The 26686-nt window shown below is 59.9% G+C and carries 26 protein-coding genes; 11 read left to right on the top strand and 15 right to left on the bottom strand.

Annotation, left to right across the window (positions count from 1 at the left end):
* Positions 1-19: 19 nt before the first annotated feature.
* From nadE to QLG12_RS09170, 5 genes are all read right to left on the bottom strand, one after another.
* A complete protein-coding gene (nadE, locus tag QLG12_RS09190) occupies positions 20-847 on the bottom strand; it encodes an ammonia-dependent NAD(+) synthetase (protein WP_197869906.1) in 828 nt (275 codons plus the stop codon).
* Positions 848-851: 4 nt separating this feature from the next.
* Positions 852-2075, bottom strand: a complete 1224-nt coding sequence (gene pncB, locus QLG12_RS09185) for a nicotinate phosphoribosyltransferase (RefSeq protein WP_011332202.1) — start codon at positions 2073-2075, stop codon at positions 852-854.
* 79 nt (positions 2076-2154) lie between these two features.
* Entirely contained in the window at positions 2155-2385 is a 231-nt protein-coding gene (locus tag QLG12_RS09180) for a hypothetical protein (RefSeq protein WP_236194683.1), read from the bottom strand.
* Complete coding sequence (locus QLG12_RS09175) at positions 2378-2647, bottom strand: hypothetical protein (protein WP_236194682.1); 270 nt, start codon at positions 2645-2647, stop codon at positions 2378-2380. Before QLG12_RS09175 ends, QLG12_RS09180 begins: the two co-directional genes overlap by 8 nt.
* 137 nt (positions 2648-2784) lie before the next feature.
* Positions 2785-4245, bottom strand: a complete 1461-nt coding sequence (locus QLG12_RS09170; protein WP_236194681.1) for an alanine/glycine:cation symporter family protein — start codon at positions 4243-4245, stop codon at positions 2785-2787.
* A gap of 176 nt (positions 4246-4421) precedes the next feature.
* Here QLG12_RS09170 and QLG12_RS09165 point away from each other — a divergent pair, with 176 nt between their 5' ends.
* Positions 4422-5231 carry an XRE family transcriptional regulator gene (locus QLG12_RS09165; protein ID WP_282474349.1) on the top strand — a complete coding sequence of 270 codons (810 nt, stop codon included), beginning with the start codon at positions 4422-4424 and terminating at the stop codon, positions 5229-5231.
* 42 nt (positions 5232-5273) lie between these two features.
* On the opposite strand, the gene QLG12_RS09160 is transcribed toward QLG12_RS09165, so the two are convergent.
* Positions 5274-6179 carry a LysR substrate-binding domain-containing protein gene (locus QLG12_RS09160; protein WP_282474348.1) on the bottom strand — a complete coding sequence of 302 codons (906 nt, stop codon included), beginning with the start codon at positions 6177-6179 and terminating at the stop codon, positions 5274-5276.
* A 161-nt stretch (positions 6180-6340) separates the two neighbouring features.
* Here QLG12_RS09160 and QLG12_RS09155 point away from each other — a divergent pair, with 161 nt between their 5' ends.
* The 9 genes from QLG12_RS09155 to QLG12_RS09115 all read left to right on the top strand — a co-directional run bounded on the left by QLG12_RS09155 (position 6341) and on the right by QLG12_RS09115 (position 17275).
* Positions 6341-7831 carry an aldehyde dehydrogenase family protein gene (locus tag QLG12_RS09155; protein ID WP_064379117.1) on the top strand — a complete coding sequence of 497 codons (1491 nt, stop codon included), beginning with the start codon at positions 6341-6343 and terminating at the stop codon, positions 7829-7831.
* Positions 7832-7921: 90 nt separating this feature from the next.
* The gene (locus QLG12_RS09150; RefSeq protein WP_197869905.1) at positions 7922-9205 is read left to right on the top strand and encodes an FAD-binding oxidoreductase; all 1284 of its coding nucleotides are present in this window, start codon (positions 7922-7924) and stop codon (positions 9203-9205) included.
* Positions 9206-9570: 365 nt separating this feature from the next.
* Positions 9571-10704, top strand: a complete 1134-nt coding sequence (locus QLG12_RS09145; RefSeq protein WP_192563309.1) for an ABC transporter substrate-binding protein — start codon at positions 9571-9573, stop codon at positions 10702-10704.
* A 229-nt stretch (positions 10705-10933) separates the two neighbouring features.
* Entirely contained in the window at positions 10934-11848 is a 915-nt protein-coding gene (locus tag QLG12_RS09140) for a branched-chain amino acid ABC transporter permease (RefSeq protein WP_007950661.1), read from the top strand.
* Between the two features lie 3 nt (positions 11849-11851).
* Complete coding sequence (gene livM / locus QLG12_RS09135; RefSeq protein ID WP_197869904.1) at positions 11852-13153, top strand: high-affinity branched-chain amino acid ABC transporter permease LivM; 1302 nt, start codon at positions 11852-11854, stop codon at positions 13151-13153.
* Positions 13150-14022 carry an ATP-binding cassette domain-containing protein gene (locus tag QLG12_RS09130; protein ID WP_064593137.1) on the top strand — a complete coding sequence of 291 codons (873 nt, stop codon included), beginning with the start codon at positions 13150-13152 and terminating at the stop codon, positions 14020-14022. Before livM ends, QLG12_RS09130 begins: the two co-directional genes overlap by 4 nt.
* A complete protein-coding gene (locus tag QLG12_RS09125; RefSeq protein WP_064388664.1) occupies positions 14019-14735 on the top strand; it encodes an ABC transporter ATP-binding protein in 717 nt (238 codons plus the stop codon). The genes QLG12_RS09130 and QLG12_RS09125 overlap by 4 nt, the downstream gene beginning before the upstream one ends.
* 739 nt (positions 14736-15474) lie before the next feature.
* A complete protein-coding gene (locus QLG12_RS09120) occupies positions 15475-16239 on the top strand; it encodes an SDR family oxidoreductase (protein ID WP_282474347.1) in 765 nt (254 codons plus the stop codon).
* Between the two features lie 130 nt (positions 16240-16369).
* Entirely contained in the window at positions 16370-17275 is a 906-nt protein-coding gene (locus QLG12_RS09115; RefSeq protein ID WP_282474346.1) for a cation diffusion facilitator family transporter, read from the top strand.
* Between the two features lie 30 nt (positions 17276-17305).
* On the opposite strand, the gene QLG12_RS09110 is transcribed toward QLG12_RS09115, so the two are convergent.
* From QLG12_RS09110 to QLG12_RS09080, 7 genes are all read right to left on the bottom strand, one after another.
* Positions 17306-18439, bottom strand: coding sequence for an AGE family epimerase/isomerase (locus QLG12_RS09110; RefSeq protein ID WP_282474345.1), 1134 nt, complete (start codon positions 18437-18439; stop codon positions 17306-17308).
* 192 nt (positions 18440-18631) lie between these two features.
* On the bottom strand, positions 18632-19204 hold the full coding sequence (locus QLG12_RS09105; RefSeq protein WP_085732686.1) for a HupE/UreJ family protein: 573 nt from the start codon (positions 19202-19204) through the stop codon (positions 18632-18634).
* Between the two features lie 27 nt (positions 19205-19231).
* Entirely contained in the window at positions 19232-19846 is a 615-nt protein-coding gene (gene ureG, locus QLG12_RS09100) for an urease accessory protein UreG (RefSeq protein WP_007950645.1), read from the bottom strand.
* Between the two features lie 22 nt (positions 19847-19868).
* On the bottom strand, positions 19869-20543 hold the full coding sequence (locus QLG12_RS09095; RefSeq protein ID WP_197869900.1) for an urease accessory protein UreF: 675 nt from the start codon (positions 20541-20543) through the stop codon (positions 19869-19871).
* The gene (gene ureE / locus QLG12_RS09090) at positions 20540-21040 is read right to left on the bottom strand and encodes an urease accessory protein UreE (RefSeq protein ID WP_011332214.1); all 501 of its coding nucleotides are present in this window, start codon (positions 21038-21040) and stop codon (positions 20540-20542) included. The genes QLG12_RS09095 and ureE overlap by 4 nt, the downstream gene beginning before the upstream one ends.
* A 206-nt stretch (positions 21041-21246) precedes the next feature.
* Entirely contained in the window at positions 21247-21879 is a 633-nt protein-coding gene (locus tag QLG12_RS09085; RefSeq protein WP_007950628.1) for a TetR family transcriptional regulator, read from the bottom strand.
* A 169-nt stretch (positions 21880-22048) separates the two neighbouring features.
* Positions 22049-22513 carry a hypothetical protein gene (locus QLG12_RS09080; RefSeq protein WP_011332215.1) on the bottom strand — a complete coding sequence of 155 codons (465 nt, stop codon included), beginning with the start codon at positions 22511-22513 and terminating at the stop codon, positions 22049-22051.
* A gap of 381 nt (positions 22514-22894) precedes the next feature.
* Here QLG12_RS09080 and QLG12_RS09075 point away from each other — a divergent pair, with 381 nt between their 5' ends.
* Complete coding sequence (locus QLG12_RS09075) at positions 22895-24970, top strand: AsmA family protein (protein WP_236194674.1); 2076 nt, start codon at positions 22895-22897, stop codon at positions 24968-24970.
* Positions 24971-25071: 101 nt separating this feature from the next.
* On the opposite strand, the gene QLG12_RS09070 is transcribed toward QLG12_RS09075, so the two are convergent.
* On the bottom strand, positions 25072-25602 hold the full coding sequence (locus QLG12_RS09070) for a ferritin-like domain-containing protein (RefSeq protein WP_011332217.1): 531 nt from the start codon (positions 25600-25602) through the stop codon (positions 25072-25074).
* Between the two features lie 98 nt (positions 25603-25700).
* The gene (locus tag QLG12_RS09065; protein ID WP_282474344.1) at positions 25701-26603 is read right to left on the bottom strand and encodes a LysR substrate-binding domain-containing protein; all 903 of its coding nucleotides are present in this window, start codon (positions 26601-26603) and stop codon (positions 25701-25703) included.
* Positions 26604-26686 lie beyond the last annotated feature (83 nt).

The raw sequence follows: 26686 nt of genomic DNA, 5'->3' as shown, positions 1-26686 counted from the left end.
TTTTTCATTCACTCACCAATTACGGTGCAAACGGCATGACCCGCTTGTGATGAGTCTTCTTGTACGTGTTGACGATGATGTCGAACGCCTCCTGACGCACCGGCTGACCATGCAGGAAAGCGTCAATCTCGGCGTAGGTCACGCCGTGGGAGGCCTCGTCCGGTTTGCCCGGCGACAGGTCTTCCAGATCCGCCGTCGGCACTTTTTCCACCAGCGATTCCGGTGCGCCGAAGCTGCGGGCGATGGCGCGGACCTGGTTCTTCACCAGACCGCTCAGTGGTGCCAGATCGCAGGCGCCGTCACCGAACTTGGTGAAGAAACCCATCACCGCTTCCGCCGCATGATCGGTGCCGATCACCAGGCCATGGGCTGCGCCAGCGATCGTGTACTGGGCGACCATGCGCATCCGCGCCTTGGTGTTGCCGAGCACGAAATCCACCGACACCGCGTGCTTGCCTTCAAAGGCTGCGACTTCGCTGGCCAGGGATTTCACTGCCGGGCCGATGTTGACGGTGTGGCGTTCGTCCGGGGCGATGAAGTCCACCGAGGCCTGGGCATCGTGTTCATCGAACTGCACGTCGTACGGCAGGCGCACGGCGATGAACTTGTAGGCCTCGTCGCCGGTGCGCTCGCGCAACTCGCGCATCGCACGCTGGGCCAGAAGGCCGGCGGTCAGGGAATCGACCCCGCCGCTGATGCCCAGCACCAGGGTCTTGAGTCCGGAACTGGTCAGGCAATCCTGGATGAAGCTGATGCGGCGGGCGACTTCCGCTTCGAGGGCCTGGTCATCGGCGAACGGCGGCTGAACGTTGAGCTGTTCAGCAATCTCACGCTGTACGGCTTGCATGAATTCACTCCTTGCTGGAAAGGCTGGAAACGGCAGGAACCTGGAAAACGTGTCGCAAATAGGCGACGAAATTCGGGTCTTTGCAGTGGGTCTTGCCCGGCTCGTCGGAGATCTTCGCCACCGGTTGGCCGTTGCAGGCGGTCATTTTAAGCACGATGCTCATCGGTTCGACACCCGGAATGTCACAGGTCAGGTTGGTGCCGATGCCGAAGCTGACATTGATCCGGCCACGCAGCGCCCGGAAGATCTCCAGCGACTTGGGCAGGGTCAGGCTGTCGGAGAACACCAGGGTCTTGCTCATCGGGTCGATGCCGAGCTTGTGATAGTGGGCGATGCATTTTTCGCCCCACAGCACCGGGTCCCCGGAATCGTGGCGCAGACCGTCGAACAGCTTGGCGAAGAACAGATCGAAGTCGCCGAGGAACGCGTCGGTGGTGATGCAGTCGGTCAAGGCGATCCCCAGCAGGCCGCGGTACTCGCGAACCCAGCAATCGAGGGCGGCGATCTGGCTGTCGATCAACCGCGGGCCGAGTTGCTGGTGGGCCATGATCCATTCGTGGGCCATGGTGCCCAGCGGTTTCATGTCCAGTTCGCGGGACAGGTGCACGTTGCTGGTGCCGACAAAACGCCCGGGGAAGTCATGCTTGAGCACGTTCACCACTTCTTCCTGCACGCGGTAGGAAAACCTGCGGCGTGTGCCGAAATCGGCGACCTGTAACTGCGACAACTCTTCGGCCGAGGCGTTGGCGGTCAACCAGTCGAACTTGCGGTAAAGCTGCTCGCGGGCCTGTTCCAGTACCGTTTCACGGTAGCGATAGCGGTTGCGCACTTCGCTGACGATGGCCAGCAGCGGCACTTCAAACAGGATCACATGCAGCCACGGCCCGCGCAGGCGGATGAACAACTCGCCGTTCTCGATACCGGTGTGCAGGTAGCGCAGGTTGAAGCGGAACAGGCCGAGGAAACGCAGGAAGTCAGGTTTGAGGAAGCTGATGCGCTCCAGGAAACTCAACTGATCGGCGCTCAGGCTCAACTCGGCCAGACGCTCGACCTGGAAGCGGATCTCCGCCAGATACGGGCGCAGATCTTCACTGTTACGGCAACGAAACTCCCATTCGACTTCGACGTTGGGGTAGTTGTGCAGCACCGCCTGCATCATCGTCAGTTTGTAGAAGTCGGTGTCGAGCAGGTTCTGCACGATGCGATCGGCAAACACACTCTCGCTCATAACGGGGTCTCCAGGCGGGCCGCGCGTTGGCGCGGTATCAATCAATGGCGCTAGTGGCTCATATCCTGGATGAAGATTGCTAGCGATTTTTTGTTCGGTGGCCTGCTTTTGTCTTTGACGGCTTTTGCTTTTTTTTGCCTGAAGCAGTTTTTTGTTCGGGATACACATCGAGCGCGGCTTGAATGACCAGCTCAAGTCGCTCCCAACTTTTTATGTACTCCGCGAGAAGCGAATGCCTAGGGATGAGATTTGTTTCAACCGCCTTGATCATTGCTGCCCTGAGCATTGCATAGGTTGCTTGTTCAGCCATGAGTGAAGTCTCCCTTGAAGGAAACCTGGTCGAGTGTGTCAACACCATCTTGAAGTAATACATAAACAGGAAGTATCAGTCGGTAAAGATCTGAGTCGTTGATGTCCTTGACGGTTACGGATGTCAGCGTCTCCAGAAGGCTTGCGGCGGCGCGGATTCTGAAGCAGGCATCTTCGAATAACTGGCTGGGTGCGGCGTGTGTATCAATTAAGTAGGTTGGACTATTTGTCGCATTGGCTTTCAGTGGGAAGTAGCGATTCATCGGAAGCATCCTGACTATTGTTTTTGGCATTATGAGTTAAATAACTGTTTCTTCTTCAAACAGATTTGATGGGGCGTTTTATGTATTAGGTTGCTGAGCCATGCGGAATCGAATAGCTCAGCACTCGGCTTGATTTTTTAAGCTGATGTTCTACTTGCTTCGTAGATAACCGACGACGAACTGCGATTTATCGTTTGTAGTTCTCTTGGTTGCGGCGGCCAGGCCAATGGGTCGAGATCAAGATCAAGAAACTTGCTGGAATCGAAAATGGGCGTCTTGATTCCGACACGACGCTGCTCGTCGTAATCTCGCAAGATCCGCAGGCAAACTTTAAACAGCAGTGCCATGGCTACAAGATTGACCAGCGCCAGCAACGTCATGGTGATGTCGGCGAAAGCAAGCACGGTCGAAAGGTCCTCTACCGCCCCCCAGAACACCAAAACCAATACCAGCGAACGGTAGAAAAACAGCGTTTTTCGGGGTTCGCCAAACATGAACCGAAGGCTGTTTTCCCCCAGGTAGTAGTTGTAGAGCATCGCCGTGAAGACGAATAGCGCCAGCACCACGCTGATGAACATTCGCCCCCATTCACCGACCACGGCTGCCAACGAGTTTTGTGCCAGCGCAACGCCGTCGCCCTCAAAGCCCGGCGCGTAGAAACCCGAAAGCAAAATGAGTAATGCCGTGCAGGTACAAATCACGAACGTATCGATGAAAACGCTGAATGCCTGCACGACGCCTTGTGCCACCGGATGGTCGACTTTCGCCACTGACGCGACATTGGGAGCGCTGCCCAGTCCCGCTTCATTGGAAAACACACCACGTCTCACACCCATGACGATTGCACTGCCGATCAATCCACCAAAGGCTTGATCCAGACCGAACGCGCTTCGGATGATAGTCATCAGCATTGGTGGAACCTGATCGAACTGCAGCACGATCACGTAACTCGTCACGCCGATGTAAGCGAGAACCTTCAACGGCACCAACAAGTCGGCTACGGCAGCTATTCGTTTTATCCCACCAATAAAAACTGCCCCGAGCAGCAGGGACAATGTGAGTCCTGACCACATGGGCGCCAGACCGAAAGCGTCTTTCAGCGAGTGCGAGACTGCATGCGATTCGAGACCATTGATTGCAAATCCAAACGTCACTAGCAGTAGAAGCGCTGCAATTGTTCCGAGCCAGCGTTTGTCCAGGCCGTGCTCGATGTACCAGGAGGGGCCGCCTCGAAACAGGCCATTCCCATCGCTACGTTTGTAGAGTTGGCCCAGTGTGCATTCGAAGAAGCTACTCGACATGCCGAGCAAGGCTGTCATCCACATCCAGAACACTGCGCCTGGGCCTCCCATGCTCACAGCAATTCCGACCCCGACGATATTCCCCGTGCCCACCCGCCCAGCGAGGCTGAGGGTCAATGCCTGAAACGAACTCAGATGGTGGCTGCCGCTGCGCCAACTGCACTGTAAAACGGTAAACATGTGCAGGAAGTATCTGAACTGGACAAACCGTGATCGGATGGTGAAATAGCTACCCAGTCCAAGGACTACAGGGATCAAAACCTTTCCCGTAAGAAAGTCGTTGATGATGTCTAGCATTCAAAGCTCCTTGCTATTGAAAGTGCTGGCGTTTTTTATTAGCAGATCAAGTCCTGAAACCTTTCAGGACTCGTAATATCCGGCCATATTTCGCTGGGCGCAATTTCGCAAGTTGCTTAAAAGTGATGCGAGTTGCTGCTATGGTTGCGCCTTCTAAAACTGTTTCAAGGATATTTATGGGGGAGTTTCTTCCAGCTAACTTAAGACTTTTGTGCAGTCACTACAGATCTGTCGCAGAAGTCTGTAGGAAGAATCGGATTAATCGTGGGCAATTCAATAAATATCTTTGCGGTAACAGCATTCCTACAGCCTTCAACCTCAAAAGAATCTGCGATTTTTTCGGGGTTGAGGAGTTTGAAATCGCTCTTCCAACCGAGCAATTCATCACACTGATTGGCGTGAAATCGAGGAAAGCCAGCACCGTCGATGAACAAACGGCACCGCAGAGAATGCTAGGACACTTGCGTCAACGGTCCTCGCCGGAGCTCAAGGCGCACATCGGCTATTACTATGAGTACTACCACGCTATGACAGAGCCTGGCTCGATTTTGTGTTCACTGGTGCACGTCCGTGAAGATGGAGCAGATATCGTCTATGAGCGAAACGAGCGCTTACAGATTGCGGGTGCCGAAGGCGAATTTGAACGGTATCGATACGTCGGGTTCGCTTACTACCTGAGAGATCGCCTGTTTCTTATCGACTACGAGTCGCTGACCTCGAACGAGATCAGCCAAACCATTCTCATACCAAGTTTCAAAAGCTGCATCACACGGCTCAACGGTCTGAAAATGGGTGTGTCCGCCGCTGACCATCGTGCTCCGGCTTGTTCGCGGGTCGTATGGGAGTATCTGGGACCGGAAATCAATCGGATCGATGCCTATCGCCGGGTGCGTCTTTATGACGTTGATGATCCGGTTATCGATGACGACCTGCGCGCGCGACTCACTCAAACCAAGTTTGTTGATGGCCTGTTTGTAATTGCGTGACGATACGCTGAACCGGCGCAATACAACGCGTTTTCCCTCAGGTCAATCGGCATCAGGACTGTCGATCTGCTCCAGCATCCACTTCACGAAATCCCGCACCTTGGGCACTTCCGCCGCGTGTTCCGGGTAGGCCAGGTAATACGCATCGGTGCTGGGCATTGCATGCTGCCAGGGAATGACCAGTTTGCCGTCGGCCAATTCCTCTTCCACCAGGAACCTCGGCAGCAGGGCGACGCCGCAACCGACCTGGGCGGCGCGGATGCACATATAAAAGGTTTCAAAGCGCGGGCCGTGGTAGCTGTGCTCGGTCTGGTAGCCCTGGCTGTCGAACCAGTCGTGCCACGCTTGTGGGCGCGAAGCATTCTGCAGCAGGACCAGATCGGTGAGTTGCGTTGGATCAGTCAACGGAGTGTCCGGCAGGCTGCTCGGCGCGCAGACTGGCACCAATTCTTCGCCGAACAGCTTCAGGCATTCGGTGCCGGGGCGTGAACCCTGGCCGAAATAGAACGCCAGGTCGCTGCGCCCTTGCAGCAGGTCATCGGCTTCCTGCTCGTTGCACAGGTCCAGATGAATTGACGGATGACGCAGACGCCAGCCCTTGAGGCGTGGCACCAGCCAGCGGGCGCCGAAGGTCGAGGGTGTGGAAACGCGCAGGACTTCGGTTTCGCCGCCGTAGGAGCGCAGGTAATGGGTCGACATCTCGACCTGGGTCAGGATTTTTCGTACTTCCACCAGGTACAGATCACCGGCCGGGGTCATCTGCAAGCGGCGTCGTACCCGGCGGAACAACAAGTGCTGCAGCAATTCCTCGAGTTGCGCCACCTGCTTGCTGACGGCGCTCTGGGTCAGGTTCAGTTCCTCGGCGGCCCGGGTAAAACTCAGGTGCCGGGTCACGGCCTCGAAGCACTGCAACGCGGTGATCGACGGCAAGTGGCGTTTGTTCAGCATGGGCGATCCTTTTCTTGTCTTTCTGCGCAGCATGAATAAACGGAATGATATCTCGCGTAAAGGTCGTTTGTTGCCCAGCCTTCCTGACGCTACAACTAAAGGTCTGCCCGGTCGTGAAAACGCGCCCGCACACATTCAGTTTTTTGCTTGAGGAGTGACCCATGGTTGCCGCATTGCTTGATCGTCTTGGAGTGAACCCGGCCCTGTACCAAAACGGCAAAGTGCCGGTGCATTCGCCCATCGACGGCAGCCGCATCGGCGCCGTGAACTGGGAAGGCCCGGCCGAAGTCGAGCAGCACATCAGTCGCGCAGATCATGCGTTCGAACATTGGCGCAAGGTGCCGGCCCCGCGTCGCGGCGAGTTGGTGCGTCAGTTCGGCGAAGTGCTGCGTGAATACAAGACCGAACTCGGCGAACTGGTGTCCTGGGAAGCGGGCAAGATCACCCAGGAAGGCCTCGGTGAAGTGCAGGAGATGATCGACATCTGCGATTTCGCCGTCGGTCTGTCTCGCCAGCTGTACGGTTTGACCATCGCCTCCGAGCGTCCGGGCCACCACATGCGTGAAACCTGGCACCCGCTAGGCGTGGTCGGCGTGATCAGTGCGTTCAACTTCCCGGTCGCGGTGTGGGCGTGGAACACCACGCTGGCGCTGGTCTGCGGCAACCCGGTGGTATGGAAGCCGTCGGAGAAAACCCCGCTGACCGCGCTGGCCTGTCAGGCGCTGTTCGAACGCGTACTGAAGAATTTCAGCGATGCCCCGGCGCACCTGAGCCAGGTGATCATCGGCGGTCGTGATGCCGGCGAAGCGCTGGTCGATGACCCGCGTGTCGCGCTGATCAGCGCCACCGGCAGCACCCGCATGGGCCGCGAAGTGGCGCCGAAAGTCGCCGCACGCTTTGCCCGCAGCATCCTCGAACTGGGCGGCAACAACGCGATGATCCTCGGCCCGAGCGCCGATCTGGACATGGCCGTGCGCGCCATTCTGTTCAGCGCCGTCGGCACTGCCGGCCAGCGTTGCACCACGTTGCGGCGCCTGATCGCCCATGAATCGGTGAAAGAAGAAATCGTCACCCGCCTCAAAGCCGCCTACTCCAAAGTCCGTATCGGTCACCCGCTGGAAGGCAACCTGATCGGCCCGCTGATCGACAAGCACAGCTTCGAAAACATGCAGGACGCGCTGGAGCAGGCGCTGAGCGAGGGTGGTCGGGTGTTCGGCGGCAAGCGCCAACTGGAAGATCAATTCCCCAACGCCTACTACGTGTCGCCGGCCATCGTTGAAATGCCGGAGCAGAGCGACGTGGTGTGCAGCGAGACCTTCGCCCCGATCCTGTACGTGGTCGGTTACAGCGATTTTGAAGAGGCGCTGCGCCTGAACAACGCCGTGCCACAGGGCCTGTCGTCATGCATCTTCACCACCGATGTGCGCGAGGCCGAGAAATTCATGTCGGCGGTCGGCAGTGACTGCGGCATTGCCAACGTCAACATCGGCCCGAGCGGTGCGGAAATTGGCGGCGCGTTCGGTGGCGAGAAAGAAACCGGTGGCGGTCGTGAGTCGGGCTCGGATGCATGGCGCGCGTATATGCGTCGGCAGACCAATACCGTGAACTACTCGCTGGAATTGCCGCTGGCGCAGGGCATTACGTTCGATTAAGCAGTGGCAAGCTACGAGCTGCGAGCTGCAAGCGAACTGGCTTGTGGCTTGTAGCTTGCAACTTGCGGCTGCTCCGACAGGAGCTTGGCAATGCCGTTACGCGAAGAATGTCTGTGGGAAAAACTCACGCCGCAACGACCGGATAACACGGCGCTCAGGGGCGAGGTCAAGGTTGATGTCTGCGTGATCGGCGCCGGGTTCACTGGGCTGTCGGCGGCGCTGCATCTGCTGGAGAAAGGCAAAAGTGTCTGCGTGCTCGAAGCCCATCGCGCCGGGCATGGCGGGTCTGGACGCAATGTCGGGCTGGTCAACGCCGGGATGTGGATCCCGCCGGACGAGATCGAAGCCGGCTTCGGCGAGGCGGTCGGCAGTCAGCTCAACCGCATGCTCGGTGCGGCGCCGGCGCTGGTGTTCAGCCTTGTGGATAAATACAACATCGATTGCCAGTTGCGCCGCGAAGGCACCCTGCACATGGCGCACAACGCCAAGGGTGAGGCAGACCTGCGCAGTCGCGAAGAACAATGGAAACGCCGGGGGGCACCGGTTGAACTGCTGACCGGCAAGGCCTGTGAGCAAGCGACCGGTACACAGAAGATTGCCGCTGCATTGCTCGACCGGCGCGCCGGTACGCTCAATCCGATGGCGTATGTCACCGGGCTGGCCAACGCTGTAATGAGCCTTGGCGGACAGATGTTCGATCACTCGCCGGTCGCGCGTCTTGAACGCCAGGGGCCGAAATGGTCGGTGCAGACCGAGCAGGGTTCGGTGCTCGCCGAACAAGTGGTGATCGCCTCCAACGCCTACACCGAAGGCGACTGGACCGAACTCAAGCGCAATTTCTTCCCCGGTTACTACTATCAGGTCGCTTCGGTGCCGCTCACCGAAGACGCCGCTCAGGAAATCCTCCCGGGCGGGCAGGGCTCGTGGGATACCCGCCAGGTGCTGAGCAGCATCCGCCGCGACAAGGACGGGCGTCTGTTGCTGGGCAGCCTCGGCAACGGCAATCAGAAACCGACCTGGTTCCTCAAGGCCTGGGCCGACCGGGTGCAGCAGCATTACTTCCCCAATCTCAAGCCTGTGGAATGGGAATGCACCTGGACCGGGCGCATCGCGTTCACTCCCGATCATTTGATGCGCCTGTTCGAGCCCGCGCCGGGACTGGTGGCCGTCACCGGCTACAACGGCCGTGGCGTGACCACCGGCACCGTGGTCGGCAAGGCCTTCGCCGATTACCTGTGTAACGGAAATCCTCAGGCATTGCCGATTCCCTTCGCACCGATGCAGCCGCTGGCAGGGGTGGGCTTGCGCAGTTGCCTGTACGAGGCCGGGTTCTCGCTGTATCACGCGGGCCAGTGCCTGCGCATCGTGATCTGAGTGTTGAAAATTGTTGCGTAACGCGGCGCTTTTGCGCGTAGCGACTAGCCTGTAATGGTGCGGGTTGTAGCAGTCCCGCACCAGCAGTGTGCAGTTCGGTGACGCGGGCTGTTACAGGCTGGTTGCACGTCGTTTGGCGCCGCGGTTGCAATGATGGCGCGTGCGGGTTGCGCCTGAAAAAATAAATGGTTTCACCTTCCGCGGTTTAGACGGTTGCACGCCCAATGAAAATGGGAACGAAACAGTCGAAATAACAAGAAAGCAGCGACTTTTTGAAGAATAAAAAACCGATGGCACGGCCCTTGCTCTGAGCATTCAAGTGAAGTCGCAGTGCCAACTAAAAAAAAACCTTGGAGCACCACCTCATGTCCCAGACGTTTTACAAGAAAGGCTTTCTGGCCCTCGCAGTGGCTACTGCGCTGGGTGTTTCTGCGTTTGCACAAGCTGATGTGAAAATCGGTGTGGCGGGTCCGATGACGGGCGCCAACGCGGCATTTGGCGAACAGTACATGAAAGGGGCACAAGCGGCGGCCGACGCGGTCAACGCGGCGGGCGGCGTCAACGGGGAGAAGATCGTCCTGGTCAAGGGCGATGACGCCTGCGAACCGAAACAGGCTGTGACGGTCGCCAAGGACCTCACCAACCAGAAAGTCGCCGGTGTGGTCGGCCACTTCTGCTCGTCCTCGACCATTCCTGCGTCCGAGATCTACGACGAAGCCGGCATCATCGCGATCACCCCGGGTTCCACCAACCCGCAAGTGACCGAGCGCGGCCTGAGCGCCATGTTCCGTATGTGCGGCCGTGACGACCAGCAGGGCATCGTCGCCGGCGATTACATCGTCGACGTGCTCAAGGGCAAGAAAGTGGCCGTGCTGCACGACAAGGACACCTACGGTCAGGGCCTGGCGGATGCGACCAAGGCTCAACTGGAAAAACGCGGCGTGAAGCCGGTGCTGTACGAAGGCCTGACCCGTGGCGAGAAAGACTTCAGCGCCGTGGTCACCAAGATCCGCGCGGCCGGTGCCGACGTGGTCTACTTCGGCGGCCTGCACCCGGAAGCCGGACCACTGGTCAAGCAACTGCGTACCGAAGGCCTGAAAGACGTGAAGTTCATGTCTGACGACGGCATCGTGACCGACGAACTGGTGACCACCGCTGGCGGCCCGCAATACGTCGACGGCGTGCTGATGACCTTTGGCGCCGACCCGCGTCTGCTGCCGGAAAGCAAGACTGTCGTGGATGCCTTCCGCAAGGCCGGCACCGAGCCTGAAGGCTACACCCTGTATGCGTACGCTTCGGTTCAGGCACTGGCTGCCGGTTTCAATGGCGCCAAGTCCAACAAGGGCGAAGACGCTGCCAAATGGCTGAAAGCCAACCCAGTGAAAACCGTGATGGGCGAGAAGACCTGGGACGCCAAGGGCGACCTGAAAGTCTCCGACTACGTGGTTTACCAGTGGGACAAGGACGGCAAATATCACCAGCTGGAAAAACAGAAATAACGGCACCTGATCAACCGGACGCCACATTCCCTGTGGGAGCGGGCTTGCCCGCGATGACGGTCTGACAGTCGACAACTTTGTTGAATGTTCTACCGCTATCGCTGGCAAGCCGGCTCCCACGAGGGGGCTGCGGTGGCCTGTCTGACATTGCTCCGACGTAAATCTGTATTTTTCCTAGAAGAACCGCGCGCCCCAGGGTGTGCAGGTTCTCACTGCGTGAGATTGCGTTATGGATGGTATTTTCCTGCAGCAACTGGTCAACGGCCTGACCCTCGGGTCGGTCTATGGCCTGATCGCCATCGGCTACACAATGGTCTACGGCATCATCGGCATGATCAACTTCGCCCACGGCGAGGTTTACATGATTTCCGCTTACCTGGCGGCAATCAGTCTGGCTCTGCTGGCTTACTTCGGTATCGAATCCTTCCCGCTGCTGATGCTCGGCACACTGGTCTTCACCATCGTCGTCACGGGGGTGTATGGCTGGGTCATCGAACGCATTGCCTACAAACCACTGCGCAACTCCACCCGACTGGCACCGCTGATCAGCGCCATCGGTATCTCCCTGATCCTGCAAAACTATGCCCAGATCAGTCAGGGCGCCCGTCAACAGGGTGTTCCGACGCTGCTCACCGGTGCCTGGCGCATCGACGTCGGCTCGGGCTTCGTCCAGCTGACCTACACCAAGATCTTCATTCTCGTCGCGGCGTTCGTCGGGATGGGCCTGCTGACCTACGTGATCAAGTACACCAAGCTCGGCCGCATGTGCCGCGCCACCCAGCAAGACCGCAAGATGGCCTCGATCCTGGGGATCAACACCGACCGGGTGATTTCCTATGTGTTCATCATCGGTGCTGCGATGGCGGCCCTGGCCGGCGTGCTGATCACCATGAACTACGGCACGTTCGACTTCTACGCAGGCTTCGTCATCGGCATCAAGGCGTTCACTGCCGCGGTGCTCGGCGGGATCGGCTCGCTGCCTGGCGCCATGCTCGGCGGGATCATCCTCGGGATCTCCGAGTCGCTGTTCTCGGGCCTGGTCAACTCCGACTACAAAGACGTGTTCAGCTTCTCGCTGCTCGTACTTGTTCTGGTCTTCCGGCCTCAGGGCCTGCTGGGCCGTCCTCTTGTGTCGAAGGTGTAAGCGATGTCTTCAACCACTACAAAATCCATCGATATCAAAAAAAGCCTGGTTGAGGCGATTCTCGCCGGTCTGATTGCCCTGATCGTGTTCGGGCCGATTGTCGGCGTCGTCCTCGACGGCTACAGCTTCAACCTCGAACCGACCCGCGTGGCGTGGATCATTGCCATCGTCATGGCCGGCCGCTTTGCCCTCAGCCTGTTCCTGCAAACCCCCAAGGGCCTGCGCATCCTCGAAGGATTCGAAAGCACCGGTTCCGGCGTGCATGTGCTGCCTGCCGATCACAAATCCCGCCTGCGCTGGATCATCCCGCTGCTGATCGTGCTGGCCGTGGCCGTGCCGTTCGTTTCCAACTCCTACCTGCTGGGCGTGGTCATCCTCGGGTTGATTTACGTGCTGCTGGGTCTGGGGCTGAACATTGTGGTCGGTCTCGCCGGTCTGCTCGACCTCGGTTACGTGGCGTTCTACGCCATCGGTGCCTACGGTCTGGCGCTCGGGTATCAGTACCTCGGGCTGGGCTTCTGGACCGTGCTGCCGCTGGCGGCGATCACCGCAGGCCTTGCCGGTTGCATCCTCGGTTTCCCGGTGCTGCGCCTGCACGGCGACTACCTGGCGATCGTGACCCTGGGCTTCGGTGAAATCATTCGTCTGGTGCTCAACAACTGGCTGTCCCTGACCGGCGGCCCGAACGGCATGCCGGCGCCACTGCCGACCTTCTTCGGTCTGGAATTCGGCAAGCGGGCGAAGGATGGAGGGGTGCCGTTCCACGAGTTCTTCGGCATCGCCTACAACCCGGACGTGAAGTACTACTTCATCTACACCGTGCTGTTTCTGGTGGTGCTGGCTGTGCTGTATATCAAGCATCGTCTGGTGAAAATGCCGGTCGGCCGCGCCTGGGAAGCCCTGCGTGAAGACGAGATCGCCTGCCGCTCGATGGGCCTCAACCATGTGCTGGTCAAACTCTCGGCGTTCACCATCGGTGCGTCCACGGCGGGTCTGGCGGGTGTGTTCTTCGCCACCTATCAGGGTTTCGTCAACCCGACTTCGTTCACCTTCTTCGAATCGGCGCTGATCCTCGCCATCGTGGTACTTGGCGGCATGGGCTCGACCATCGGTGTGGTGATCGCAGCGTTCGTGCTGACGGTTGCTCCGGAACTGCTGCGCGGCTTCGCCGAATACCGCGTGCTGCTGTTCGGGATCCTGATGGTGTTGATGATGATCTGGCGACCTCGCGGACTGATCCGCATCAGCCGTACCGGGGTCACTCCACGCAAAGGTGCCATTCACTATGAGAGGACTGCGCCATGAGTGAAGTCGTACTCTCTGTTGAAAAACTGATGATGCACTTCGGTGGCATCAAGGCCTTGAGCGATGTCAGTCTGAAGGTCAAACGCAACTCGATCTTCGCCCTGATCGGCCCCAACGGCGCCGGCAAGACCACGGTGTTCAACTGCCTGACCGGGTTCTACAAGGCCTCCGGCGGCAAGATCGAACTCAACGTGCGCGGCCGGCAGACCAACGTCATTCAGCTGCTGGGCGAGTCGTTCAAACCGACCGACTTCGTCTCGCCGAAAAACTTTGCCAGTCGCCTGTATTACAAGATGTTCGGCGGCACCCACCTGGTGAACCGCGCAGGCCTGGCCCGGACGTTCCAGAACATTCGCCTGTTCAAGGAAATGTCGGTGCTGGAAAACCTGCTGGTGGCCCAGCACATGTGGGTCAACCGCAACATGCTGGCCGGCATCCTCAACACCAAGGGTTACCGCAAGGCCGAAAGCGACGCGCTGGACTGCGCGTTCTACTGGCTGGAAGTGGTGGATCTGGTGGACTGCGCCAACCGTCTGGCCGGTGAACTGTCCTACGGCCAGCAGCGCCGTCTGGAAATCGCCCGGGCCATGTGCACGCGGCCGCAGATCATCTGCCTCGACGAACCGGCCGCCGGCCTCAACCCTCAGGAAACCGAAGCGCTGAGCGCGATGATCCGGCTGCTGCGCGACGAGCACGATCTGACCGTGGTGCTGATCGAACACGACATGGGCATGGTAATGAGCATTTCCGATCACATCGTGGTGCTGGACCACGGCATCGTCATCGCCGAGGGCGGACCGGATGCCATCCGTAACGATCCGAAAGTCATCGCTGCCTACCTGGGCGCCGACGAAGAGGAAGTCGTATGACGCAACCCATCCTCGAACTCAAGGATCTGGACGTGTTCTACGGCCCGATCCAGGCCCTCAAAGGCGTTTCGCTGCAGATCAACGAAGGAGAAACCGTCAGCCTGATCGGCTCCAACGGTGCCGGCAAATCCACCCTGCTGATGTCGATCTTCGGCCAGCCACGGGCGGCGGGCGGGCAGATCCTTTATCAAGGCGTGGACATTACCCACAAGTCATCGCACTACATCGCGTCCAACGGCATCGCGCAATCGCCGGAAGGACGGCGAGTTTTCCCCGACATGACCGTCGAGGAAAACCTGCTGATGGGCACCATTCCGATCGGCGACAAGTACGCCAAGGAAGACATGCAGCGCATGTTCGAGCTGTTCCCGCGGCTCGAAGAGCGCCGTAATCAGCGAGCCATGACCATGTCCGGCGGCGAGCAGCAGATGCTCGCGATCGCCCGGGCGTTGATGAGCCGGCCCAAGCTGTTGCTGCTGGACGAGCCGAGCCTGGGCCTGGCGCCGATCGTGGTGAAACAGATCTTCGCCACCCTGCGGGAACTGGCGAAAACCGGCATGACCATTTTCCTCGTCGAGCAAAACGCCAACCATGCGTTGAAACTGTCCGACCGGGCTTATGTGATGGTCAACGGCGAGATCCGCCTGACGGGCACCGGCAAGGAGCTGTTGGTGAACGAGGAGGTGCGTAACGCTTACCTCGGTGGTCACTGATCGTTTGAAGTTGTCCACAAGCCCCGATGCGTGAGTGTCGGGGCTTTTTTGCTTCTGCTCGGTCACTGAAAACCAGGACTTTCGGGAAATTGTGGAAAACAAAATCCTCAACCTGCCAAAGCGCGACATATAGACGCTGCAAATGGCTGTTTTTCCACAGTTTTGACTTGTCCCCGTTTGCTGTGGAGCTGGCTGTGAATAACGTGGGTGTAGCTGGCTGAAAGCCTTTTAAACTGTGGCTTGCAGTGACATGGTTGTTTTTTGACCAGTGTGTTTTCGCTGAGGGGAAGGCCTGTTTGTCAACCTTTTTATGGGGGCGCAAAACAGCGCTGATGGCTGTGGTCAATCCTGTGGATAAGTCTGTGATTAAACTCTGGAAAGACTCGGCTAAGGGCCGTAATTGCTGGCCTCGCGCAATCATGGCGATGACCGGCCGGTCGTGCAAAATGCCCTGCCCGGCACAACTGGTTGTTCAGGGTCAAGCAAAAAACTTTGCAAATTGCCCGCAAAGCCTTGTGTGGCGCGGCTTTGCGCTTTTCCACTTGCCCCCGGAAACTGTGGAAGGGCTTGTGGATAACGTGCGTGCATATGGCTACAGGCCTCGGCGCGTATGGCGTAGCGGAGATTGATCAATTAATGAACAGGGTCCGGTGGTTGCCGGTTAAAGCGGGGCCGGGCATGCTGCCCGCTGATTTTCTATTCCAAGGGCTGCCACGGCGGCCGAAGCAAGGAGAACACGATGTCCAACACCCTGTTTATCACCGGCGCGACCTCCGGTTTTGGTGAAGCCTGTGCCCGTCGTTTTGCCGAGGCCGGTTGGAAACTGGTGCTGACCGGTCGTCGTGGCGACCGCCTCAACGCGCTGTGCACCGAGCTGTCGAAGCAGACCGAAGTGCATGGTCTGGTGCTGGACGTGCGTGATCGCAAGGCGATGGAAGAGGCGATTGCCAACCTGCCGCCATCGTTCGCCAAACTGCGCGGCCTGATCAACAACGCCGGGCTGGCGCTGGGCGTGGACCCTGCACCGAAGTGCGACCTCGACGATTGGGACACCATGGTCGACACCAACGTCAAAGGCCTGATGTACAGCACTCGCCTGCTGCTGCCGCGCCTGATCGCCCACGGTCGTGGCGCCGGTATCATCAACCTCGGCTCCATCGCCGGTAACTACCCATACCCGGGCAGCCACGTTTACGGCGCGACCAAGGCGTTCGTCAAACAGTTCTCGCTGAACCTGCGTTGCGACCTGCAGGGCACCGGCGTGCGCGTCAGCAACATCGAGCCGGGCCTGTGCGAGAGCGAGTTCTCGCTGGTGCGTTTCGCCGGCGATCAGGCGCGTTACGACGCCACCTACGCCGGCGCCGAGCCGATCCAGCCGCAGGACATCGCCGAGACCATTTTCTGGGTGCTGAATGCCCCGGCGCACATCAACATCAACAGCCTGGAGCTGATGCCGGTGAGCCAGACCTGGGCGGGTTTTGCCATCGAGCGTAACAAGGCTTGATACGGTTTTGCCCTCTTCGCCAGCCTGTTGGCGAAGAGGGCAAATCGGCCAAAATCTGGCAGTAAGGTAGACTCATCCCTCAATAACCCCACCGCACCCTGCGGTTTTCAAGGTTTTTCGAGGAGTTCAAGTGAGTAACCGAGGTGAGCAGTCGCTGCTCAAACAATCCACCCTTCTGATGTTGGCCGTGTCGATCGCCGGGATCGCCACCGGTTTTGTTTCGGGTTCCCAGTCCATCCTGTTCGATGGCTTTTTTTCGCTGATCGCCACCTTCATCAAAGTCCTGATGCTGATCACCGCGAAACTGATCGCCAAGCAAAGCAACCAGCGTTTCCAGTTCGGTTTCTGGCATCTGGAGCCGATGGTGCTGTTGATCGAGGGCAGTTTTCTGTTGCTGATCGCGATCTACGCGTTTCTCAACGGCGTGTTCGGCATCATCAACGGCGGACGTGAGATTGAGTTGGGTCTGGTGATCATCTACGCGGCGGTGTTTACCGTTGTCGAGTTCGCCTACTTCTTCTACGTGCGCCACCGTAATCGCACGCTCAAGTCGAGCCTCATCCAGTTCGACAACATCAGCTGGCTTGTAGACGCGATGCTGTCGGTGGGCCTGTTGATCAGTTTTCTCGCGGCGCTGCTGCTCAAGTCCCAGGGCTATGGCGAATGGGCGAAGTTCGTCGACCCGCTGATTCTCATCGTGCTGGCCCTGACCATGCTGCCACCGGCGTTCAAGATCCTCGGCCCGGCGCTGCGGGACGTGCTCGGCATTGCGCCGGACACGCTGGACGATCAGGTGCGCCAGGTGATGGATGCGGCGAAGGTCGAGCATGGTTTCGACGACTACGTGTCCTACGTGCAGAAGCACGGGCGGGCGCGGTTCATCGAAATTCATGTGGTGTTGCCGGCGGATTACCGGCTGCAGAGCGTCGGCCAGCTGGATGGGCTGCGTGAGGAGATTTCCGCGAAATTGGGCAAACCGGACGCGGCGCGCTGGCTGACCATCAGCTTCACTGGCGACAGGAAGTGGATAGCCTGACTTGTGCGAGTGCGCGGGCTCGCCACGACCTCAGCTCAGATAGTCGGCGAGGCCGCGATAGCAGGTCGCCAAGTGATACGGCGTGGTCGACGGCATGTCCTTGCGGCTGACCTCGCCCTGATCGTCACGGCACTCGTGCCAGCCGCCGGCATGCAGGAAGCGCTGCTGCAACGCCTGCAACTGGCGCAGCACCGCGCTTTCACTGCCCGGACGCAAGGTCAGGGCGCGCAGGTATTCGGCCTGGGCCCAGATGCGCTGGGTCGAATCCTTCGGGCGTCCGTCCATATTCAGATCGAGCATGGCCCGCACTGCACCGGACGGTTGCACCACGCCGTACTGCTCGGTGAACGCGAAGGCCCGGTCCAGGGCGGCATGCAGTTTCGAACCGCGGAGCAGAGGCGAGGATTCCAGCAGGAAATACCACTCGAACTGGTGGCCCGGCTCATACCAGTTATCCACAGCACCCAGCGGTTTTTCCATCAGCACACCGGCCTGAGGATCTACGAAACGCTTGTGCATGGCTGTGCATAACTCGCTCAGCGCTTGCTTGACCTGTGTATCTTCGCGCACCGCCAGAGTGGCCAGGAACGCTTCGGCCAGGTGCATCAATGGGTTTTGCAGCGGGCCGGTTTCCAGCGTGATCCAGTCGCGGTCGAGGCAGGCTTCGTAGAGGCCGTCACCGGTGGCGAAGCGCCGGCCGATGACTTCCAGCGCAGCGTTCAGGGTCGATTCGACCAAGGGCTCACGGGACTTTTCCCAGTAATGCGCGCAGGCGAACAGGATGAAGGCGTGGGTGTAGAGGTCCTTGCGCTGATCCAGCGGTTTGCCCTGTGGATCGATGCTGTAGAACCAGCCGCCGTGCTCGGCATCGTGGAAGTGCCGTTGCAGTGAACGAAACAGCGCAGCCGCGCGGACTTCGGCGTTATCCACAACCCCGATCAGGCTGGAAAACAGGTACAGCTGCCGTGCGCAGGCCATCGCCCGGTAGCGCTGCGGTGGCAGCGGCTGATGTGCAGCGTCCAGCGCCTCATAAGGCAACACCATGTCGGCGTTCCAGCCCGGTCCTTGCCAGAGGGGCACGATCACGTTCAGAAAGTGCTGTTGCACTTCGCCGAACAGGGCGGTCAGTTCAGGCAGGGAGGTGGAGCGGGAAGCGTGGGGCATGGGCGGACGTCGTCACGGCAGGGGCGATTGCGCGACATGTTAACAGAGCGACAACCATTAGCGGCTTGGTGTCTGATCGGCCGTCATCGCTGGCAAGCCAGCTCCCACAGGATCGGGCACGCCGCAACCCTGTGGGAGCTGCGGTGCGACGATTCGACTTGCCAGCGATGGGGCCGGATCAGCCAATAGAAATCAGCCGGCCAACAACCACGCGCCCGTCACCGCCGAAGCGGCGCCGGCCAGTCGCACCAGCGGCGCGGCCGCCTGAGGCAGAAAACGCACGACGGCATAACCTGCCGCATGCAATGCAGCCGTTGCGACCACGAAACCGGTTGCATACGCCCATGGGCTCGACATGTCCGGCAACTCCAGACCATGGGCCACGCCATGGAACAGCGCAAACAGTGCCGTCGCCGCGACCGCCATCACCAGTGGCGGGCGCACCGCCAGCGCCACCGCCAGACCCAGCGCCAGCACCGAGGCGGCAATCCCGCTTTCCAGCGCCGGCAGCTCCAGCCCTTCAAAACCGAGCAGGCCGCCGATCAGCATGGTGCCGACAAAGGTGCACGGCAGCGCCCAGCGCGCGGCGCCTTGCTGCTGCGCGGCCCACAGACCGACGGCCACCATCGCCAGCAAATGGTCGAGGCCACCGATCGGGTGGCTGATGCCGGCCACCAGGCCAGAGTCGCCGTGGCCGGGGTGAGCGAAGGCCAGGGCCGGGGTCAGCAGCAGCGCGACGGCGCCGAGAATGCGTTTGAGTGTCATGGATTAGCTTCCTTGTTGATCAGTGAATCAGGCTGCAGTCAGCAGACCCTGGCGTTCGATGAAGGCGATGATGTCTTCCAGGCCCTGCCCGGTTTTCTGGTTGCTGAACACGAACGGCTTGCCGTTGCGCATGCGTTGGGTGTCGCTGTTCATCATTTCCAGCGAGGCGCCGACCAGCGGTGCGAGGTCGATCTTGTTGATCACCAGCAGGTCGGATTTGCAAATGCCGGGCCCGCCCTTGCGCGGCAGCTTGTCGCCGGCCGACACGTCGATCACGTAGATGGTCAGGTCGGACAGTTCCGGGCTGAAGGTCGCGGACAGGTTGTCGCCGCCGGACTCCACCAGAATCAGGTCCAGCCCCGGAAAACGCCGGTTCAGCTGATCCACCGCTTCGAGGTTGATCGAGGCGTCCTCCCGAATCGCCGTGTGCGGGCAGCCACCGGTTTCCACGCCGATGATGCGTTCCGGTGCCAGGGCTTCGTTGCGCACCAGGAAATCGGCGTCCTCGCGGGTGTAGATGTCGTTGGTCACCACGGCCAGGTTGTAGCGCTCGCGCAGGGCCAGGCACAGGGCCAGGGTCAACGCGGTCTTGCCGGAACCGACCGGGCCGCCAATGCCGACGCGCAGGGGTTGTGTGTTCATGTGATTCTCCAGATAAAAGGCCCTAGGAACGGAACAGGCGGCTGTACTGGCGCTCATGGGCCATGCACGCCAGGGACAGACCGAACGCGGCGCTGCCGAGGTGTTCGGGATTGATTCGGGTGGCGTCCTGCTGGGCCTGTTGCAGCAGCGGCAGCAGTTCGCTGGTCAGGCGTTGGGCGGCTTGCTGGCCCAGCGGCAGGGTTTTCATCAGCACCGCGAGCTGGTTTTCCAGCCAGCTCCACAGCCACGCGGCGAGGGCGTCCTGCGGGCTGATCTGCCAGGCGCGCGCGGCCAGTGCCCAGCACAGGGCCAGGTGCGGCTCGGCGCAGTGTTCGAGAAAGTCCCGCGCGGCCTGATCGAGTTCGGGCAAGCCGTTGAGCAGTTGCTGCAACGAATAGCCCATCTGCCGGCTCTCCAGATGCAGCTCGCGGGTTTCGCGGCTGGCGCGGTGGCTTTCGCAGAGCTTGCGCAATTCATCCCAGTGTTCGTCCGCGGCGGCCTGGCAATGGGCGAGCAGCAGCGGCGCTTCAAACCGCGCAAGATTGAGCAGCAATTGATCGCTGATCCAGCGGCGGGCGCTGTCCGGGCTGTCGACGCGACCGTTATCCACAGCCATTTCCAGACCTTGCGAGTAGCTGTAGCCGCCAATCGGCAGTTGCGGACTGGCCAGGCGCAGCAGCGCCCAGGCCGGGTTCACAAACGGACGCCGAACTGATGGAGTTTCGGCGCGTAGTTGAAGTCTTCGTCACCGTGCCGCGAATGATGATGGCCGCCACCGTAGGCGCCGTGTTCCGGCTGGAACGGGGCTTCGATCGATTCGACCTGCGCGCCGAGCTGTTCGAGCATCGCCTTGAGCACGTAATCGTCGAGCAGCCGCAGCCAGCCGTCACCGACTTGCAGCGCCACATGGCGATTGCCCAGGTGATAGGCCGCGCGGGTCAGTTCAAAGGCGTTGGCGCAGGTGACGTGCAGCAGTTGTTCTGGACGGGCGCAGACCCGGACGATCCGGCCATCTTCGGCTTGCAGGCATTCGCCGTCATACAGCGGCGGCTGGCCGCGCTCCAGAAACAGTCCGACGTCCTCGCCTTCGGCACTGAAACAGCGCAGGCGGCTTTTGCTCCTGGCTTCGAAGGTCAGGTGCAACTCGGCGGCCCAGACGGGTTGAGGGTCGATTCTGCGATGAATCACCAGCATCGGAAAGCTTCCAGCAATGGACAATGCTCAGGCTAGAGCAAGGGGCTTGCCAATCGGACGAAGCGTAGGAAAACCCTGTCGGAGATTAGTGGATGTTTCAAGATGTTGCAGGATTGTGTGGTGTTTTGGTGCATGAAGTTTTTTACATGCACCAATTTGCGGCGCAAAAAAATCGCAGCTCCAGGCTGCGACTTTTTTTTGCTTTCTCACTCGGTACTGCCGAGCCCTTGCCAGTGCTTCAACCCGATAAAGATGAAGCGCAGTTGCTGGGTGATTTTCGCCTGGGGCGTCAGATGCTCGGGCAGGGCTTCGGCGGGCGGGTCGATGATGTCCGGCAGGGTGGCGAACACCGATTTGACGATCAGGTCGGCCATCACGCTCAGACCCTCGCGATTGAGGTGCTGGAGCTTGGGCATCAAGGCCAGATCCGCCGCCAGATCGGAGCTGATGTCCTCCCGCAAACGGCCAATTGCCTGACGCACCGGCAGCGATCCGCCGTACTGCTCGCGGGCCAGAAACAGGAATTGCGAACGGTTGGCGCTGACCACGTCGAGAAAAATCCGCACCGACGCATCAATGATGCCGCCCATGACGAATTCGTTGTGGCGCACCAGGCGGATGGTTTCGCGGAAGGTCTGGCCGACTTCGCTGACCAGTACCAGGCCGAGTTCGTCCATGTCGGCGAAATGCCGGTAGAAACCGGTGGGCACGATGCCGGCGGTTTTCGTCACTTCACGCAGACTCAGGCTGCCGAATCCTCGGCCGCTTTCCATCAAGTGGCGGGCAGCGTCCATCAGGGCGTTGCGGGTCTGTTGTTTCTGTTCGGCGCGGGGCAGCATCGCAAGAATGTGTTCTTAGGCAAGACAAGCGCCGCACTCTAGCAAATCGGCTTTGTCGGCGTCGAACGGCAGCGGGGGATACAGGGGGATCGCAACTTCTTTGTAGAGGCTTACGAAAAGTCAAAAGCCCAATCCGGGGATTGGGCTTTTTTTCCAGGCCGCCATGGGCTTAGCTCAAAGCGCTGTTGCGTTCGATCACGCGGTCACCACCACCTTCGGCCAGCGTTTGACCTTGTGGGGTTTTGTCGTAACCGTCAGCAGCGAGGGTCTGGCCTTGTGGGGTACGGTCGCCGCCGTCAGATGCCAGGGTTTGGCCTTGTGGAGTGCGATCCGAACCGTCTTGAACCAGACCTTTCTCTTCCAGACGATCACGGCCGCCTTCAGCTACGGTTTGACCTTGTGGGGTTTTGTCATAGCCATCTTGAACCAGACCTTTTTCTTCCAGGCGGTTACGACCGTTTTCAGCCAGGGTCTGGCCTTGTGGAGTACGGTCCGAGCCATCAGCGGCAACGGTCTGGCTGAACACCGAGTGGCTGGTTTTGACTTGCGGAGTCGCTTGATCGGCAGCTGGCAGGGCGAAAGCGGTGCTGGCCAGCATCGAGAGGGTAAGACTGAACAGAAGTTGGCGTTTCATGATGGGTTGCTCCTTGGGAGGGCGATAAAGTGGGTACGAGGGCAATGCTACTCTCGATAAGTCGATATAAAAGTTCATAAACACAATGGTAATAATCAACAGAATTGATTGTTCGCTCGGGAGGCTCTAGCTCGGGCGTTTCAGGCGGGCGGTTTTGCACTGGAGTGGGTATTTTCCACCCACATGCGCTCCGCAAATGTGCGGGGCCGGTAACGCCGACTCGACCGATCGGTCAGAATGGCCACCGTTTTTCCCCTCGATGGGGCTTTGGATTAAACCTGCGGGCTGTTTGTCAGTCACAGATTTCATGAGGGCCATCATGGCCCGTCGTTTCAGCTGCGTCGTGCCAATGGATGCAGTCGTCTTCAGGAGCTTTGTGCAATGACGCGCACGCGTAAAATCTTCGCCTGGACCTTCGCCACCCTCGTGCTGCTTCTGGCGGTGTTGGTCCTGATCATCGTGTTTTTCGACTGGAACCGGATCAAGCCGCCGCTCAACGCCAAAGTCTCGGAAGAATTGCACCGACCGTTCGCCATCAACGGCAACCTGTCGGTGGTCTGGCGGCGCGAACTCGACGAGGGCGGCTGGCGCGCCTGGGTGCCGTGGCCGCACGTGGTGGCCGAAGACCTGACCCTGGGCAACCCCGACTGGTCGAAGCAACCGCAGATGGTCACCCTCAAACGGGTCGAGCTGCGCATCTCGCCGCTGGCCTTGCTGGCGCAGCGGGTGACGATTCCACGGATCGACCTGACCGAACCCAACGCGCAATTGCAGCGCCTGGCCGACGGCCGCGCCAACTGGACCTTCAAGTTCGATCCCAAGGACCCGAACGCCGAGCCCTCGAACTGGGTGGTCGACATCGGTGCCATCGGTTTCGACAAGGGCCACGTCACCCTGGATGACCAGACCCTCAAGACCAACCTCGACCTTTTGATCGATCCGCTGGGCAAGCCGATTCCGTTCAGCGACATCGTCGGCGACAAAGCCGCGAAAACCGCACAGGACAAGGGCGGCGCACCGCAGGATTACGCCTTCGGCCTGAAAGTCACCGGCCAGTACCACGGCCAGAAACTCGCCGGCCAGGGCAAGATCGGTGGTCTTCTGGCCCTGCAGGACGCGAGCAAACCGTTCCCGTTGCAGGCCCAGGCGAAGATCGGTGATACCAGTATCGAACTTGCCGGCACACTGACCGATCCGCTGAACCTCGGCGCCCTCGATCTGCGCCTGAAACTGGCCGGCGCAAGCCTCGGCAACCTGTATCCGCTGACCGGTGTGACCCTGCCGGACACCCCGCCGTACGCCACCGACGGCCATTTGATCGCCAAGCTGCATGAGCCGGGCGGTGCACAATTTCGCTATGAACAGTTCAACGGCAAGATCGGCAGCAGCGACATCCATGGCGATCTGGCCTATGTCGCCAGCCAGCCTCGGCCCAAACTGAGTGGCGCGTTGCTGTCCAATCAACTGTTGTTTGCCGATCTCGCGCCGTTGATCGGTGCCGACTCCAACGCCAAGCAGAAGGCCCGTGGCGGCGAAAGCAAACAGCCGGCAGACAAAGTGCTGCCGGTGGAAGAGTTCAAGACCGAGCGCTGGCGCGACATGGACGCCGACGTCGAATTCACCGGCAAGCGCATCGTCCATAGTGAAGAACTGCCGTTCACCGACCTCTATACCCACCTGAAACTCAATGACGGCGAACTGAGTCTGGAGCCGCTGCGCTTTGGCGTGGCCGGTGGCAATCTCGATGCGCAGATTCGCCTCAACGGACGTACCGAGCCGCTGGAAGGTCGAGCGAAACTGACCGCACGCAAGTTCAAGCTCAAACAGCTGTTCCCGACCTTCGAACCGATGAAGACCAGTTTCGGCGAGCTCAACGGCGATGCCGATATCGCCGGTCGCGGCAACTCGGTGGCCAAGCTGCTGGGCGGCGCCAACGGCAACCTGAAGATGCTGATCAACGACGGCGCGATCAGTCGTGAGTTGATGGAGCTGGCCGGGCTCAACGTCGGCAACTACTTGGTCGGCAAGATCTTTGGCGACAAGGAAGTGAAGATCAATTGCGCGGCGGCGGACTTCGATATCAAGACCGGTCTGGCGACGACAAGACTGTTTGTGTTCGATACCGAGAACGCAATCATCTACATCGACGGCACGGCGAACATGGCCACCGAGCAACTGGATCTGACGGTGACGCCGGAATCCAAGGGCTGGCGCCTGATTTCCCTGCGCTCACCGTTGTATGTACGCGGCAAGTTCATCAAGCCGGATGCGGGGGTGAAAGCGGTGCCGTTGATGTTGCGCGGGGCGGGGATGGTGGCGCTGGGCGTGATCGCTGCGCCGGCGGCCGGGCTGCTGGCGCTGGTGGCGCCGAGCGGTGGCGAGCCGAATCAGTGCGCGCCGTTGCTGGAGCAGATGAAGGCGGGCAAGGCACCGGTGACCGTCAAACCCACCAAATGATTTTGTAGCGTTTACAAGAAAGCAATCGCGGGCAAGCCCGCTCCCACAGGTCCAGTGAAATCCTGTGGGAGCGGGCTTGCCCGCGATTGGATCTGGAGGACTCAGAGGTCTTTCAGAATATCCGCCATGTCATCCGCATGCTCTTCTTCCTGAGCCAGGATGTCTTCGAAGATCCGGCGGGTGGTCGGGTCCTTTTCACCGATGTACTGGATGATTTCGCGGTAGCTGTCGATGGCGATCCGCTCGGCCACCAGGTCTTCGTAAACCATTTCCTTCAAGGTGTTGCCGGCCACGTATTGCGCGTGGGACATCTTCGACAGCAGGTCAGGGTTGAATTCAGGCTCGCCACCCAGTTGCACGATGCGCTCGGCGAGACGGTCGGCGTGTTCGGCTTCCTGAGTGGCGTGCTCGAGGAACTCGTCGGCGGCGACGTTGGCTTTCAGGCCGTTGGCCATGAAGTAGTGGCGCTTGTAGCGCAAGACGCAGACCAGTTCGGTGGCCAGCGATTCGTTGAGCAGGCGCAGCACTTCTTCACGGTTGGCGCTGTAGCTTTCGGTCACCGCGCCGTTTTCCACGTGTTGGCGGGCGCGCTCGCGCAGGGTTTGAACATCAGACAATTGCAGGTCACTCATTTCAGTCTCCTGGAGGCTAATCCGATTGGCGTCACGTTCTGCTGACGTGATCGTTACCTGCTTGTGAGTGATGAGAGCTGCAAAAAGTTTTGTCGGATTCAGCGCGGCACATGTCCGCAAAGCTGCGCTTCCTCGCGCAGCCAGGCAAAAAACGCTTTTACCGGCGGATGGCGTTCGCGACCCGGTACGCAAAGTGCGCTGTAACCGGCGCCATCGACCTGGACCTCGCCCTTGTATGGCACCAGCAGACCACTGGCGACGCTCTGTGAGACGAGGATATTGCTCGCAAGCACCAGCCCCTGTCCGGCGATGGCCGCTTGCAGGGCGTAATGCTCTTCGTCGTATTCGCGGACGGCCGGGTGCTGATTCAGCCAGTTCTCGCCTGACTGCGCGCACCACGCCTCCCAACCGTGGGCATACAGCTTCGAATTGTGCCAATGCACGCTGATCAGCGCCGGAGTGCGGCGGGCGGCCAGCGTCACCTGTTCCGGCGAGCCGTACACGCCGAACGATTCATCGAACAGGCACAGCCCAAAGAGGTTCGGGTAATCGTCGAGGCTGTAGCGCAGCACCAGATCGACGCTGGCGTCCTGATGCAAGTCGATCACTTCGCAATGGGTGTCCAGCCGCACATTGATGTTCGGATGCCTGGCGTAAAACCGTCCCAGTCGCGGCACCAGCCACAGCGCGGCGAACGCGGCGGTGGTCGACAGTGTCAGGCTGCTGCCGCTGCGTTGCGGGCGCAGGGTATCGACGCTTTGCGCCACTTCCAGAAACGCGCCGTGCAGGCTGCGGAACAGCCGCTCGCCACCCTCGGTCAGGCGCACCTGACGCGGCAGGCGTTCGAACAGCGCCACGCCGAGCCAATCCTCAAGCGAGCGGATCTGATGGGAAATCGCCGTTGGCGTCACCGCCAGCTCTTCGGCGGCTGCCTTGAAACTCAACAGGCGTGAGGCGGATTCGAACGCGCGCAGGGCGGTCAGGGGCAAGGCAGCGAACATGAAAGCTCCACGGATGAAATCAATTCATCCCGACTGATTTTTGCTCATTTGAGGCGACGACTGAATGGCAGCAATCTGGCGCC

The sequence above is a fragment of the Pseudomonas sp. V88_4 genome (genome assembly GCF_029967985.1).
In the GTDB taxonomy this organism is placed as follows: Bacteria; Pseudomonadota; Gammaproteobacteria; order Pseudomonadales; family Pseudomonadaceae; genus Aquipseudomonas; species Aquipseudomonas glycinae.
This window is presented reverse-complemented; position numbering and strand designations above follow the sequence as displayed.